The sequence below is a fragment of the Holophagales bacterium genome, from assembly GCA_016719485.1.
GTDB lineage: Bacteria > Acidobacteriota > Thermoanaerobaculia > UBA5066 > UBA5066 > UBA5066.
This window is the reverse complement of record JADJZB010000021.1, coordinates 503,551-517,769: the sequence shown is the minus strand read 5'-3', so window position 1 is coordinate 517,769 and position 14,219 is coordinate 503,551. Positions and strand designations below refer to the sequence as shown.

Here is a 14,219-nt window from a genome sequence, read left to right as displayed (position 1 = left end):
ACAGACCCTGCCCGCACAAGAAGCCCTCGCCCCCGCCGGCCCCGGATTCGGGACGCTGGAGACGGTGTTCGAGGCGCTCGGCCGGGTCCTCGTCGTTCTCGACCGCGACTTCCGGGTCATCCGCGCGAGCAGCACCCTGAACGACCTTGCCTACCCCGGCGCCGCCACCGCGGCCATCGGCCGTCCCATCGAGGAGCTCGTCGGCGCGAGGCTCTTCGGTCCGTCCGACACCCTCCGCGAGTCCCTCGAGCAGGGCCTGCGGGAAGAAGGGCGCCGGGCGATCCTGCGCTGCGGCGAAGGGACCGCCCGCCTCGTCTCGCTCACGGCCGCCGTCCTGCCGTCCGACGTCACGAGCCACTGCGACCCCCGGGCGCGCTACATCATCGTCCTGCGTCCGGCCGAGACCGACAACGGACTCGTCCAGTCGATGCTCTCCTCGCACGGCCTGGTGGCGCGCTCCCCCGTCATGCTCCGGATCGTCCACCTCGTCGAGTCGCTCCACCGGAGCGAGGCGACCGTCCTCGTGACGGGCGAGAGCGGCACCGGCAAGGAGCTGATCGCCCGCGCCCTGCACGCGAACTCCCCCCGCTGCACGGGACCGTTCGTCGCCGTGAACTGCGGCGCGCTGCCGGGAGAGCTCCTCGAGAGCGAGCTCTTCGGGCACGTGCGGGGCGCCTTCACCGGGGCCGTGCGCGACCGGATCGGACGCTTCGACATGGCGAAGGGGGGGACGATCTTCCTCGACGAGGTCGGCGACATGCCGCTCCACCTCCAGGTCAAGCTCCTCCGCGTCCTGCAGGAACGGCACTTCGAGCGGGTCGGCGAGAGCACGCCCCGCCCCATGGACGCCCGCGTCATCGCCGCCACGAACGTCGACCTCGTCGACGCCATTCGCATCGGCCGCTTCCGCGACGACCTCTACTACCGCCTTCGCGTCGTTCCGATCCACGTCCCGCCCCTCAGGGACCGGGTCGACGACATCCCCCTCATCGCCCAGCACCTCCTCGCCCACATCGGGGGGCGCGAAGGGCGCGCGCTCCGGCTCTCGCCCGACACCCTCGCCGCGATGACCCGCTACCGCTGGCCCGGGAACGTCCGCGAGCTGGGGAACGCCCTCGAGTACGCCGTCGCGACGTGCACGGGCCAGACGATCCAGATCGAGAACCTCCCGTCGGAGCTGCGCGAGGGCGCCGAGGCGGCCGGGCTCGAAGAGAGCGCGGCCGCCCCGCCCGTCGACGAGGCCTTCCCCGAAGCCCTCGCCGAGGATCCGGCGGAACGGCTCCGGATCGTCCAGATCCTCGAGTCGGCCCGCTGGAACCGCGGCCGCGCGGCCGAGGCGCTCGGCATGAGCCGAAGCACGCTCTGGCGGCGGATGAAGGAGCTCGGAATCGAGTGAGCTCGAGGCGGGACTTCCTCGGGACCGCCTGGGCCGCGGCGGGCGTCGGCGCGGCCGTGGCCGGTGCCGCCGTTCTGGGAAAGGCGCTCTCGAGCTCGCCCGAGGAGGCGCGCACCGTGGAGCTTCCGGAGGCGCTGCTGAAGAAGGCCGAGAAGGACGGCGGCCTCGTTCACGACGGGCTCCTCGTCCGCGGGCCGGCGACGGCCCCGGTCGTCCTCGACCTCACCTGCACCCACCTGCGCTGCCGGGTCGCGCCGATCGAGGGAGGCGGCTTCTCGTGCCCGTGCCACGGGAGCCGCTACGACGCCGAGGGCCGCCCCGTGAGCGGACCCGCGCCGAAGGCGCTCGCACGGCCGCACCTGACGCGGGCGGGCGCGGGCTTCACGGCGCGGCTCTCGTGATCCTCGGCCGCCTCACCTACGGGCTCCTCGTCGTCGCGGTCCTGTCCGGCCTGGCCCTCGCCCCGTTCTGGTCGGCCGCGCGCCCCCTCGAGAGCCTCGAGACCCTGAACGGCGCCACCCCCTGGGGCTTCTGGCTGCGCGGCGTCCACGCCCTCTCGAGCTGGGGATTCCTCCTCGGCACGCTCGCCCACCTCGTCGAGGTCCTCTGGAAGAAGACCGACGGCCGCCTCTCCCCCGGCGTCTGGTGGCGCTCCGTCGCCCTCCTCCCCGTCTCGATCCTCGCGCTCCTCGGCGGCTTCCTGATGCGCGGCGACGCCGAGGCGCAGGCGGCCCTCGCCGTCTGGCGCGAGGTCTCGGCGTCGATTCCCGTCGTCGGCCGCGCGCTCGCGGCGCTCCTCGTCGGTGTCCCCGGCTCGGACCTGGCCCCGGTCGCCCTCCACCACGCCGGCACCTTCACCCTCCTCGCGTGGCTCCTGACCGCCGAGCACGGCAAGACTCTCGCTCCCGACCTGCGCTCGACGGTCCTCGCGGCGCTCGGGAGCTTCGCGGCGGCGGGGCTCTTCCCCGTCTCCCTCGGCCCCGCCATCGCCCCGGCGGGCGCGCTCCTGCTGGGTCCGTGGTACCTCCTCGGCCTCCAGGGCGCCCTCCTCCACCTCCCCGTCGCCGCGGGCTGGCTCCTCCCGCTCCTCCTCCTCGCCGCCGTCGGCCTCGTAAGGCACGTCGACGGGCGGTTGCGCACGACGCTCCTCGCCGTCGCCGCCGCCTGGAGTGCGGGTTACCTCGCCTTCACGGTCCGGCTCCTCCTCGCCGCGCGCTGATGTTCCGGACGCGGTCGCTCGTCGCTCTCCTCCTCCTCGCCCTCGCCGGGCTCCTCGCCGCCCTCGGCCGCGAAGGGCAGCGGGAGGCAGGGCTCGGCCGCGGGCCCGGCCGCGCCGGCGGGACGGTCGAGCGCTGCGTCACGTGTCACGTGCGGCCCGAGGAAGACCCGGGCGGCGCCCACGCGCGCGCCGCCGTCGGCTGCTCGTCCTGCCACCTCGGCAACGAGCTGGCCTTCGAGAAAAAGCGTGCGCATGCCGGCATGGAGCCCGAGCCGGGCGCGCTCCGCACGGTCTCGCGCACGTGCGGCCGCGTCGGCTGCCACGTCCGCGAGGCCCGGCGCGTGTCGACATCGCTGATGGCGCGCGCGAGCGGCATCGTCTCCGTCAACCGGTGGGCCTTCGGCGAGATTCCCGAGCCGCGCGGCGCGACGTCGATGGTCGAGACGCTCGCGAAGGCCGACCCCACCCCCGCCGAACGGCACCTCGGCAAGCTCTGCGCCGGCTGCCACCTCCACACCCTGCGCGAGAACCGCGACGATGCCATCCTCGGCAACGGCAGCGGCTGCGCCTCCTGCCACGTCGCACGCAGGCTCCCCGGCGCCGTCCCGCGCCCGCACCCCGCCGTCGACGCCCGCGTCACCGACGACCGCTGCCTCGGCTGCCACAGCCGGAGCGGCCGGATCGCCCTCACCTACGAGGGCCTCTACGAGGTGGAGAAGGACCAGGCCGGCGCCTGCGGCGCCGCCGCCACCTCGCTGCACGACGGCCGCCCCGCCTGCCGCGCCGAGGCCGACGTCCACCGCCTCGCGGGCCTCTCGTGTATCGACTGCCACCTCCACACCGACCTGATGGGCGACGGCCGCGCGTGGGAGCACTCCGAGGACCAGGTCGAGATCACCTGCGAGGCGTGCCACGGTCCTGTTCTCGGAGTCCGTGAAGGTGCAGAGACGACGTGGGGCGAGGTGACGGACCCGATCTCGCGAGACCTCCTCCGGCAGCGCGGCGAGACGCGCCCGCCGGAAGAGCGCGTCCGCCTCGGCCGCCGCGGCACCCCGGTCTGGAACCTCCGCCCCTCGGGCTCCGGCTGGGTCACGCTCCGAAAGGGCCAGGGCGTCGCCCTCGTGACGAAGCAAACGCCGATCGACCCGAACCATGTACTCCCCGGTCACGAGCGGCTGACGTGCAGCTCCTGCCACGCGGCCTGGGCTCCCACCTGCTCCACCTGCCACACGCGTTTCGAATCCGACGGGACGCAGTGGGACTTCGCGCGCTCGGCGGCGACGGCCGGCCGCTGGGTCGAAACCTCGGACGGCTACGACGCCCGGCCGCCCGCCCTCGCCGTCCGCGCCGACGGCCGTGTCGCTCCGGCGATGCCCGGAATGGTCATGGACCTCGACGCGACGGCCGCGGGAGGGCCGCGCGCCTCCCGGCGCCTTTACTCCTCGTTCGACCCGCACGCCACCGGAAAGAAGGCGCGCACCTGCGAGAGCTGCCATCTCTCACCCTGGGCCCTCGGCCTCGGTACGGGGACGCTGTCGCTCACGGGCTCCCGGCCCGCGTTCCGGCCCGCGGCGTCAGCCCCAAACGAGCCTCGAATGGCATCGGACGCCTGGACGCATCTCGACGCCGAGCACCCCGGCGCCGGCACGCGTGTCGGCCTGCGCTCTCTCGACGCGAAAGAGCTCCGGCGGGCGCTCGCCGTCGGAGCTTGTCTCCCGTGTCACGAGGTTGCAGCCGATCCCGTCTGGAAGGACTTCGCGGCATCCCGGGCGCGCCTCGCGCGAGGCGGAAGCCGGTGCGCGTTCGGCAATCGCGGAGGCTGAGGACCCCCCCCCCCCGCCCCGGGCCCCCCGCCCCCCCTCCCGCCCCCCTTCTTTTGGGCCTCCCCCCCCCCCGCAGCGGCGGGGTGGGCCTGGCCCCCGCCCCGGGCGCCCCCGCCCCCCCCCCCCCCCCCCCCGGGCCCCCCCCCCCCCCCCGGCCCCCCCCCCCCCCCGCCCGCGCCCCCCCGGGGCGGGGCCCCCCCCCCCCCCCCCGCCCCGCCCCGCCCCCCCCGGCCGCCCGCCCGCCCGCCGGGGGCGGGGGGGGGGCGGGGCCCCCCCCCCCCGCCCCCCCCCCCCCCCGCCCCCCCCCCCCGCCGCAGCGGCGGCGCCGCCGCCCCGCCCCCCGCCGCCCCGGCCCCCCCCCCCCCGGCGCCGGGCCCGGCCCCGGGGCCGGGGGGGCCGCGGCCCCCCCCCCCCCCCCCCCCGCCGCCCCCCCCACCCCCCCAGAAGGAAGCGGCGAGAGGCCTCCATCGCCGGCGGGCCCGCCTCGCCGCGGGCGCCGGATGCTAGCCTCTCGCGATGAAGACCCGTCCTTCCCGTCCGTCCTTCCGCCGCGGCCGGATCGCGCTGTCCGTCGTCTGCGCCTTCGCGTCCCTGGCGACCCCGCGCCCGGCCGAGGCGTGCACGAACTTCCTGGTGACGCGCGGCGCCTCGGTGGACGGCTCCACGATGGTCACCTACTCCGCCGACTCGCACGTGCGCTACGGCGAGCTGTACTTGCGCCGGGGGGGCACCTGGCCCGCGGGGACTACCGTCAAGCTGTTCGACCGCGGGGACGCCCGGCCGCTCGGCGAGATCCCCCAGGCGGCAAAGACCTACAACGTGATCGGATTCATGAACGAAAACCAGGTGGCGATCGGCGAGAGCACGTTCGGCGGCCGAAAGGAGCTGGAGGACAAGACCGGGGTCGTGGACTACGGCAGCCTCATGTTCCTCTCGATGGACCGCGCGCGCACCGCCAGGGACGCCATCCGGATCATCGCGGAGCTGGTTGCCGAGCACGGCTACGCGAGCACCGGCGAGTCGTTCTCGATCGGAGACCCCGACGAGGTCTGGATCATGGAGATCATCGGCAAGGGAACGGACCTCGTCCTCGACAGGAAGAGCGGGAAACAGCTGAACCGCGACAAGGGCGCGGTCTGGGTGGCGATCCGCATCCCCGACGGCCACGTCTCCGCTCACGCGAACCACGCCCGGATCACCGCCTTCCCTCTCGAGAACGGGTCGACGTCGATCAGCTCCCGTCACCTCGAGAGGCTCTCCGACCCGCGCGTGGAGGTCGTCTACTCCCACGACGTCGTCGACTTCGCCCGCCGAAAGGGGTACTTCACCGGCCGGGACGAGGAGTTCCGCTTCGCCGACGCCTACGCCCCGATGGACTTCGGCGCCGCCCGCTTCTGCGAGGTGCGGGTCTGGAGCTTCTTCAAGGGCCTCTGCACCGGAATGGACTCCTATCTCGACCACGTGAAGGGGAAGGACCTCGCCAACAGGCTCCCTCTCTGGGTGAAGCCTGACCGCAAGGTGTCGGTGGCCGACCTGATGGCCGCCAAGCGCGATCACCTCGAGGGGACTCCTCTCGACATGCGCCTCGACACCGGCGCCGGCCCGTTCGGTCTCCCCTATCGCTGGCGGCCCCTCACCTGGGAGCTCGAGGGGAAGACGTACGTCAACGAGCGCGCCACCGCCACGCAGCAGACCGGCTTTTCGTACATCGCCCAGATGCGCAAGTGGCTCCCCGCACCCATCGGCGGCATCATGTGGTTCGGCGTCGACGACGCGGCGAGCACCGTCTACATGCCGATGTACTGCGGGATCACCCGCGTCCCCGAGAGCCTCGCCGAGGGGAACGGCGACCTCCTCGCGTACTCCGACACCGCGGCCTTCTGGACGTTCAGCAAGGTCGCGAACTTCTCGTACCTGCGCTACGACCTGATGAGCCAGGACGTGCGCCGGGTGCAGCAGGAGCTGGAGACGAAGCACCTCGCCCAGGTCCCGGCCATCGACGCGGCGGCAGGTTCCCTCTTCGAGCGGGAGCCCGCGCGTGCCCGCGAGCTCCTCACCGACTATTCGTCCGCCGTCGCCGCCGGGACGGTCCGGCGGTGGGAGGAGCTGTTCCGCTATCTCCTCGTCAAGTACATCGACGGCAACGTCAAGAAGGAGCGCGACGGGCGCTTCGAGCGCAACGAGTGGGGGTTCCCGAAACCGCCCGACCATCCCGGCTACCCGGAAGCCTGGAAGCGACGGGTGGTCGAGGAGACCGGAGAGAAGCTGCTGCAGCCGAAGTAGGGCCGCCCGCGGGGCGATCGACCCTCCCCCGTCCTGGTTAGGATCCCCGCACCTCAACGCCCCGCGCCCCGCCCCGTGCCGAGCGGTCCCGGGGGTCCACCCTCCTCTCACTCTCTGTCGTACCCTCGGCTCCCCCAACGAGCGCGTCCTCGTCCTGCCCGTGCCCGCGCGCCCCGACGCCACACCCGACAAGCACGCGCTGATTCCCGTTCAGGCACCCCCGTGCTCCGTTGCCCGCCGCGGCCCCCGTCCCTCCCCCCCGTGGCGGGCCCCGCGCGTCTTTCTCCTCCTCCCCCCCGGCTTCTCGGCCCCCGGCCCCCCCTCTCGAGCCAGCGCGCGGACCCGCCTCGCCGCCGCCCGCGCCGCGTTCCCTCGCGCGCCGCCACCGCCGGCGGAACATCGCCGTACGGCCCTCCTGCGAGCATTCCAATCGCTCCCCCACGTTGATACTCTTCCCAACGCCATGCGGCTCCTGCCTGCTCGACTCCCGGAGAGCCCCGGGGGCGACGACGGGGCGGCAGTCCCTCCGGATCACGGGCAGCTGATCGGCCGCAGCTTCTACATCTACACGCGGGTCCGGACGGCCGTCGTCCTGGCCATCGTCGCAGCGGCCGTGTTCGGCCGCCACGTCCTCGGCATGAACGCGATCGACGTGAGGCAGCTCACGATCCTGGCGGCGTTCATCACTCTCTACAACGTCGTGGCCTGGTTCTTCTTCCGGAGGTACCGGGACCCGGACGCGCCCGCGGAGAGCCTGACGGTCCTCCTCTTCCTCACCTACGCCGCGGTGGTCCTGGACTTCATCGCCCTCACGATTGCCATCTGGTTCGTCGGGGGCGCCCGTTCGCCATTCACCTCCTTCTACGTTCTCCACGTCATGGTGAGCTGCACGCTTCTCCCCCGGAGGGCCGCCCTCGCGCTGACGGCCCTCGCCTACGCGCTTCTCGTCGGCCTCGTCGCCGTCGAGTGGACGGGGCTGGCCACCCCGACCATCCCGGTCGGCGCGGTCGCGGGAGACGGGCCCCTGGACGCGCGATACGCATTCACGATCCTCGTCGTCAACGGGTCGCTCTTCGCCATGAGCGCGTTCCTGCTCCTTGCGATCACGCGCTCGCTGCAGAACCTCGAGCAGCGGATGCGCCTCGCCAACGGCGAGCTCGTCCGCCTGTCCCAGCAGAGGAAGGACTTCCTCAACATCGCGGCCCACAACCTGAGGGCTCCGCTCGGCGCGGTCACGATGCTCCTCGACAACATGCGAGGCGGCCTCGCGGGAGCGACGACCGAGAAGCAGCGGGACTGGCTGGACCGGAGCCTGAAACGCCTCGGGGACCTCTCCGACTTCATGAGGGGCATCCAGACGCTCGCGTCGCTCGAGACCGACATCATCCAGACGCAGTTTTCCCGCGTCGACCTCGGCGCGGTGGCGGGCCGTCTCGTCGACGAGTACGAGGACGTCGCCGCGGAGCGCGGACACACGCTCCTCCTGGAGGTCCCCGAGAGAGTCCCGCCCGTGGTCGGCCACGATCGGCTCCTCCAGGAGGCGCTCGTCAACTACGTGACGAACGCGATCAAGTACACGCCCAGCGGCGGGCGGATCGCCGTGCGCGTCCTCTCGAGGCCGCCGATGGTGCGCGTCGAGGTGAGCGACAACGGCCCCGGGATCGCGCCCGAGGAACAGGGCCGGCTCTTCCAGGAGTTCTTCCGGGTTCCGGGAGGCGGGGACAAGCCGAACAGGATCAAGGGGAGCGGCCTCGGGCTCTCCATCGTCAGGCGCGTCGTCCTCGCCCACGGGGGCCGCACGGGCGTCGAGAGCGAGCCGGGGAAAGGGAGCACCTTCTTCATGGAGCTCCCCGCCCTCGTCGAATGAGGCCGGTCCGGCCGGCTCCTATCGCCCCAGCTTCGTCTTCAGCACCTTGAGCAGGGTTGCGCGGTCGATCGGCTTCTGGAAGATGCCGTCGAGGCCCATCGAGGCGTAGTCGGCCGAGATGCTCATCCCCTCGCCGACGGAGCTCAGCATGAAGATCGGCGCCGTGTTCCCCAGGAGGCGCAGCTCCTTCACGAAGGCCGTTCCGGAGTCCACCTCCTCCATCATCAGGTCGACGATCACGAGGTCGGGCCGGCGGCTCTTGTAGACCTCGAGCCCCTCCTCGGCCGAAGCCGCTTCGGCCATTTCGTAGCCGCCGGCCTCCAGGATGACGCGCATCGCCTCGCAGTAGTCGGGGTCGTCGTCCACGTACAGGATGACCGGCTTGCCTTCAGGCATGATCTTCACCTTTCCGTCCGGTGCGGACGGCATTCCTGGCCACGCTCCCGTCGCTCAACGCGCGGTGCACGAAGTCCGACGCGGCGGCCAGGTTGCGCCGCGCCCCAGGGGAGAGAGTCTCGCCGAACTCGTTGAAGGAGTAGCCCCGGATCCCGAGCACCCAGCCCTCCGTCCGGCAGCCGAAGTGCTCGTGGGCGAGCCCCAGAAGAGCCTCCGGGGATACGGAGTGGGTCGTGAACGCCATCTCCCGGCGCGGCTCCAGCCGGCGGAGCTCGAAGGGCGCCTCGCAGGCCGTGTCCGCGTCCGCGAAAACGACGACGTCGTGCTCGGCCACGAGCGCCGCGTCCTCGATCTGGAGCTGGTAGCCGGTCTCGATCGTGATTCCTGCTCCAGGGCCGCGTGAAGCGACCTCGCGGGCCAGCGCGGGACCGAGGCCGTCGTCCAGGCGGCCCGGGTTGCCGTACCCGTAGAGCAGAACCGTCGCCGTCATCCCCGGGTCCTGCGGTCGATAACGGCTCCGGAGGCGTCGACGAGCTCCACGGCCAGCGGCATCTGCCCGAGCGCGTGCGTGGCGCAGGAGAGGCACGGGTCGTAGGCGCGGATCGCCACCTCGATGTGGTTCAGGAGTCCCTCGGTGATCGTCTGGCCGTCGAGGTACTGGCGGGCCACGCTCTCAACCGCCCGGTTCATCGGCTCGTTGTTGCTCGTCGTGGAGACGATCAGGTTCGCCATGACGACCTGGTCGTCCTCGTTCACCCGGTAGTGGTGAAAGAGGGTCCCGCGTGGAGCTTCGATGATCGCGATCCCTTCGCTCCGGCGCGTCCCCTCGACCACGAGGTCTTCGCCCTGGAGGTCCGGGTCGTGGAGCAGCTCGTCGATCTTCTCGATCGCGTGGAGGAGCTCGATCATCCGCGCCCAGTGGTACGCCATCGTCACCGGGCTCGGCTTCCCGCCGGAGACCTCCTTGAACACCTTCCGCTCCGACTCGGCGAGCGGCGTGTCGATGAAGTCGCACGCGCTCACGCGGGAGAGCGGGCCGACGCGGTACCAGCCGTTCTCCGGGCCGAGGGCCTTCAGGAACGGGAACTTCATGTAGGACCAGGGCCGGACCTCTTCCGCGATGTGGTCGAGGTACGTCTCCGGCGCCACGTGATCGAAGATCACCTGGCCCTCGGCGTCGACCGCGCGCAGGCCCCCGTCGTACAGGTCCATCGCGCCGTCCTGCCGGACGAGGCAGACGTGGTTCGACGGGAAGGAGCCGAACCCGGCCAGGGTGTCGATGTGGGCCAGCGTGTAGTCGCGGGCGATCTTCACCGCGGCGAGGCTCCAGGCGCGATTCTGGTCGAGGTCGGCGAGGAGCTCGTCCCGCTCGGCGAGGCTGAGGTTCTTGTTGATCCCGCCGGGGATGGCACCGGTCCCGTGGATCTTCTTCCCGGCGGTGGCCTTGATGACCTCCTGCCCGTACTTGCGCATCAGGATTCCCTGCCGGGCCAGCTCGGGGTGCATCGCGGCCACGCCGAGCACGTGGCGGGACGCGACGTCCGACCCGAAGCCGAAGAGGAGGTCGGGGGACGCGAGGTGGAAGAAATGAAGAGCGTGGGACTGGTACGTCTGCCCGTAGTGCATCAGCCGGCGCATCTTCTCGGCCGTGGGGGTCAGGTTCTCTCCACCGACGATCCTGTCGACCGCCTTGGCCGCGCAGAGGTGGTGGCTGACCGGGCAGATCCCGCACAGGCGCTGCACGGCCACCGGCATCTCCCAGTAGGGCCGGCCCTGGATGAAACGCTCGAACCCCCTGAACTCCACGACGTGGAAACGGGCGCGGGCCACGTGGCCGGCCTCGTCCATCAGGATCGTGACCTTGCCGTGGCCTTCGACCCGGGTGACGGGCTCGATGACGATCTTCGTTCCGCCGCTTGCTTGCATCGTGGGCCTCAGTCGTACTTGATCAGCTCGTACGGCAGCTCGACGGGAGTACCTCCGAGCAGGGCCGTGAGCGTCTTCCAGAGCGTGTCGGCGCTCGGGGGACAGCCCGGGATGTGGTAGTCGATCCGGACGACCTCCTGGGCCGGGTAGACCTTGTCGAGGAGCAGCGGAATGTCCGGGTCGTCGGGGATACGGCCGCCCGGGTTGTGGACGGAAGGGCCGTCCACGTAGGCCTCCCTCAGGCACTCTTCCAGGGGGACCAGGTTTCGCATCGCGGGGATTCCCCCCATCGTGGCGCAGTCCCCGACGGAGACGAGGACGTCGCACTGCTCGCGGAAGCGCCTGAGGACGTGCACGTTCTCGGCGTTCGCGCACCCCCCCTCGATGAGGCCGACCGCGCATCGCGCGGTGAAGTCCTTGTGGTCGTTGATGGGAGACTTGTCGAACTCGACGATCTGGGCGAGGGCGAGGATCCGCTCGTCGATGTCCAGCAGCGACATGTGGCAGCCGAAGCAGCCGCACAGCGACGTCGTGGCGATCCGGGGCTTGCTCATGCGCGTTTCTCCTCGGACACGGGCGCTTCGGGGGCCGCCGGGAGGCCGCCGATCGGCACCTTGTCGTAGAGCCGCCGTCCCACGGGCACCGCGAAGCCGACACGCTTCCGGAGGAGAGCGCCCACGGGGCAGGCGTCGAGCGCCTGGTCCGTCACGTCGGCGTCCGTGTCGCGAAGCCTCGTCCCGGAGCTGACCGCGATCTTCTTGTGCGGACCCCTCCCGACGAACCCGAAGACCTCTTTCCCGTCGAGGTCCCGGGAGGTGCGGACGCAGCGAGCGCAGAGGATGCAGCGGTTGTGGTCGATGAGGATGTCCGGGTGCGAGGCGTCGACGTCCCGGACCGGGAACTGGAACTCGAGCTGGGGAGCCGCGATCGCGAACCGGTAGCCCAGGGCCTGCAGCTCGCAGTTCCCGCTCTTCTCGCACGACATGCAGAAGTGGTTGCCCTCGACGAAGAGCATCTCGAGGAGGAGCTTCCTGTGGGCGTTCACCTCTTCGGTGTCGCTCTCCACGATCATCCCGGGGCTGGCCGGGTAGGTGCAGGCCGCGACGGAGCGGCCATTCGCCTTGACGGTGCAGACGCGGCAGCTGCCGAACGGCTCGAGCCCCGGCTTGTGACACAGCCTGGGGATGTAGATCCCGGCGGCGTCCGCCGCTTCGATGACGGTCTGGCCGGGCACGAGCGGGATCTCCCGGCCGTCGAGGGTGAATCGCGGACCTTCGCTCATCGGGCGCCTCCGGTGCGGATTCGGGCCGCCTCCCGGGTGGAGGCCTCGAGATCGAATGATCGGCGGAACTTCTTCGGATCCTCTTTCACGAGGGAGTCGAAGAGGGGGCGGAAGCTCGTGAGCGTCGTCAGGACCGGGTTGAAGGAGGTTTGCCCCAGGCCACAGCGGCTCGTGGCCTTCATCGTCCGGGCAACCTCCTCGAACTGGACGAGGTCGGACGGCTCGCCGCGGCCCGCGAGGACCTTGTCGAGACCCCGGCGAAGAAGGCCGTTCCCGACGCGGCAGGGCGTGCAGTAGCCGCAGCTCTCGTCCTCGAAGAACTCCATGTACAGCCGTGCGATCTCGATCGGGTTGCGGTCCGGGCCGAAGACCGCCATCGCGCCGCCCGTCGAGAGGTCGTCGTAGCAGATCGTCCGGTCGAAGTCCGCGGGGCCGATCATCCGGCCGCTGGGTCCTCCGATCTGGACGGCCTGGGTCTCGCGGCTGTCGGCCAGCGCCAGGACCTCACGCAGGGTCACCCCGAAGGGAACCTCGTAGACACCGGCCATCCCGACGTCGCCGGAGATGCTCAGGAGCTTGCTCCCGGCGCTCTGCTTCGTCCCGTACTCGGAGAAGGTGGCCGGACCGGCGTCCAGGATGCGGGCCACGCAGGCGAGCGTCTCGACGTTGTTCACGATCGTGGGGAAGCCGAGATAGCCCTTCTGCGCCGGGAAGGGAGGCCGGTTGCGGGGATCTCCCCGGAGGCCCTCGCAGGAATTCAGGAGCGCCGACTCCTCGCCGCAGACGTAGGCGCCCGCTCCCATCTGGATCCGGATGTCGAAGTCGAAGGAGTGCCTGGCCGCGATGCTCTTGCCCAGAAAGCCCTCGGCCCGCCGCCGGGCGAGGACGTCCTCGAGAAACCGCCGGAGGTACGCGTATTCGGCACGGAGGTAGAGGATCCCCTCCTTCGCCCCGATCGCGTAGCCGGCGATCGTCATCCCGGCGAGGACGCGGTCCGGAAACTCCGTCAGGAGTACCCGATCCTTGAAGGTACCCGGCTCGCCCTCGTCCGCATTACAGACCAGGAACTTCCTCGCGCCCGGCGCAGCCCGCGCCATCTCCCACTTGATGCCGGTAGGGAAGCCGGCGCCGCCCCGGCCCCTCAGGCGAGCCGCCTTGACGGCGCGAATCACCTCGGCTGGGCTCATGGCCGCGGCCTTCTGCGTGGCCTCCCTGTGACGGTGCTCCGTGAGGACGATGGGGCCGGCCTTCCGGATGTGGTTCTTCACCATCGACCGGACGAGCGGGTGACCGTTGTTCCCGTCGCCGAGCTTCTTCACGAGGCGTTCCGGGGACATGTGCGCCCTCAGTTCCGCGACGATCTCCCGAGCCTTGTCGGTCGAGAGCTCGGTGACGGGTGTCTCGTTCACGAGGGCGGCCGGAGCGTGGTCGCTCATCCCGATGCAGGCCGTCCGTTCGAGAGAGAACGCGCCGTCCGCCGTCGTCCCGCCGATCGGGATGCCGAGCTCGTCGGAGAAGGCCTTCTGGACGCGTTCGTAGCCGAAGAGGCGGTCGACCGGGTCGTCGCACAACCGGATGACGATTCTTCCCTTCGGCTCCTCGGAGAGGAAGGAGTAGAAGGAGACGAGGCTGCGGACCGTCGGCCGGGAGACACCCAGATGCCTGTGGATCCCGTCGACGGCCTCGCCCGGGACGCAACCGAAACGTGCCTGGATCTCGCGAGCCACGTCCACGAGCCGCGAAGGGTCGTTTCCCACGGACGCGCAGACCTCGACGACGGCGTTCTCGAGAGAGGTGCTCATCTTCTGCCTCGGTTCAGGGGCCGGGCCTTCCGGCGCGGTCCTTCACTCGGAGAGCTCACTGGCATGGTCGGGGGAAGAGCCCCGACAGGAGGGTCGAGCCTGGGCGAACGCGGCGGTGGGCGTCGAAAAACTCTCAATGGAGCCTCGCTCCCCCGGTCCCGCCGGCATCCCGGGTGCCAGACCTCTCGCGGAATTCGATGTCGCTTTACCGGCGCCTTGGAATCC

General features: G+C 71.3%; 12 protein-coding genes. 6 read left to right on the top strand and 6 right to left on the bottom strand.

Annotated elements, in window-relative coordinates:
- Positions 1-55 precede the first annotated feature (55 nt).
- From IPN03_14370 to IPN03_14345, 6 genes are all read left to right on the top strand, one after another.
- On the top strand, positions 56-1,396 hold the full coding sequence (locus tag IPN03_14370) for a sigma-54-dependent Fis family transcriptional regulator (protein ID MBK9374871.1): 1,341 nt from the start codon (positions 56-58) through the stop codon (positions 1,394-1,396).
- On the top strand, positions 1,393-1,797 hold the full coding sequence (locus tag IPN03_14365; protein MBK9374870.1) for a ubiquinol-cytochrome c reductase iron-sulfur subunit: 405 nt from the start codon (positions 1,393-1,395) through the stop codon (positions 1,795-1,797). The genes IPN03_14370 and IPN03_14365 overlap by 4 nt, the downstream gene beginning before the upstream one ends.
- Complete coding sequence (locus IPN03_14360) at positions 1,794-2,615, top strand: hypothetical protein (GenBank protein MBK9374869.1); 822 nt, start codon at positions 1,794-1,796, stop codon at positions 2,613-2,615. The genes IPN03_14365 and IPN03_14360 overlap by 4 nt, the downstream gene beginning before the upstream one ends.
- Positions 2,615-4,438 (top strand): hypothetical protein, encoded by a 1,824-nt coding sequence (locus IPN03_14355; protein ID MBK9374868.1) that lies wholly within the window; start codon positions 2,615-2,617, stop codon positions 4,436-4,438. The genes IPN03_14360 and IPN03_14355 overlap by 1 nt, the downstream gene beginning before the upstream one ends.
- 516 nt (positions 4,439-4,954) lie before the next feature.
- On the top strand, positions 4,955-6,721 hold the full coding sequence (locus IPN03_14350) for a C69 family dipeptidase (protein MBK9374867.1): 1,767 nt from the start codon (positions 4,955-4,957) through the stop codon (positions 6,719-6,721).
- A gap of 463 nt (positions 6,722-7,184) precedes the next feature.
- Complete coding sequence (locus IPN03_14345; GenBank protein ID MBK9374866.1) at positions 7,185-8,588, top strand: hypothetical protein; 1,404 nt, start codon at positions 7,185-7,187, stop codon at positions 8,586-8,588.
- Positions 8,589-8,606: 18 nt separating this feature from the next.
- Here IPN03_14345 and IPN03_14340 read toward each other — a convergent pair whose 3' ends face one another.
- From IPN03_14340 to IPN03_14315, 6 genes are read right to left on the bottom strand one after another with little or no spacing between them, the layout of a single operon-like run.
- A complete protein-coding gene (locus IPN03_14340) occupies positions 8,607-8,984 on the bottom strand; it encodes a response regulator (protein MBK9374865.1) in 378 nt (125 codons plus the stop codon).
- Positions 8,977-9,474, bottom strand: a complete 498-nt coding sequence (locus IPN03_14335; protein MBK9374864.1) for a hydrogenase maturation protease — start codon at positions 9,472-9,474, stop codon at positions 8,977-8,979. Before IPN03_14335 ends, IPN03_14340 begins: the two co-directional genes overlap by 8 nt.
- Positions 9,471-10,910, bottom strand: coding sequence for a Ni/Fe hydrogenase subunit alpha (locus IPN03_14330; protein ID MBK9374863.1), 1,440 nt, complete (start codon positions 10,908-10,910; stop codon positions 9,471-9,473). The genes IPN03_14335 and IPN03_14330 overlap by 4 nt, the downstream gene beginning before the upstream one ends.
- 8 nt (positions 10,911-10,918) lie before the next feature.
- Entirely contained in the window at positions 10,919-11,464 is a 546-nt protein-coding gene (locus IPN03_14325) for an NADP oxidoreductase (GenBank protein ID MBK9374862.1), read from the bottom strand.
- Entirely contained in the window at positions 11,461-12,192 is a 732-nt protein-coding gene (locus IPN03_14320; GenBank protein MBK9374861.1) for a (2Fe-2S)-binding protein, read from the bottom strand. The genes IPN03_14325 and IPN03_14320 overlap by 4 nt, the downstream gene beginning before the upstream one ends.
- A complete protein-coding gene (locus IPN03_14315; protein ID MBK9374860.1) occupies positions 12,189-13,994 on the bottom strand; it encodes an NAD(P)H-dependent oxidoreductase subunit E in 1,806 nt (601 codons plus the stop codon). Before IPN03_14315 ends, IPN03_14320 begins: the two co-directional genes overlap by 4 nt.
- Between the last annotated feature and the right edge of the window lie 225 nt (positions 13,995-14,219).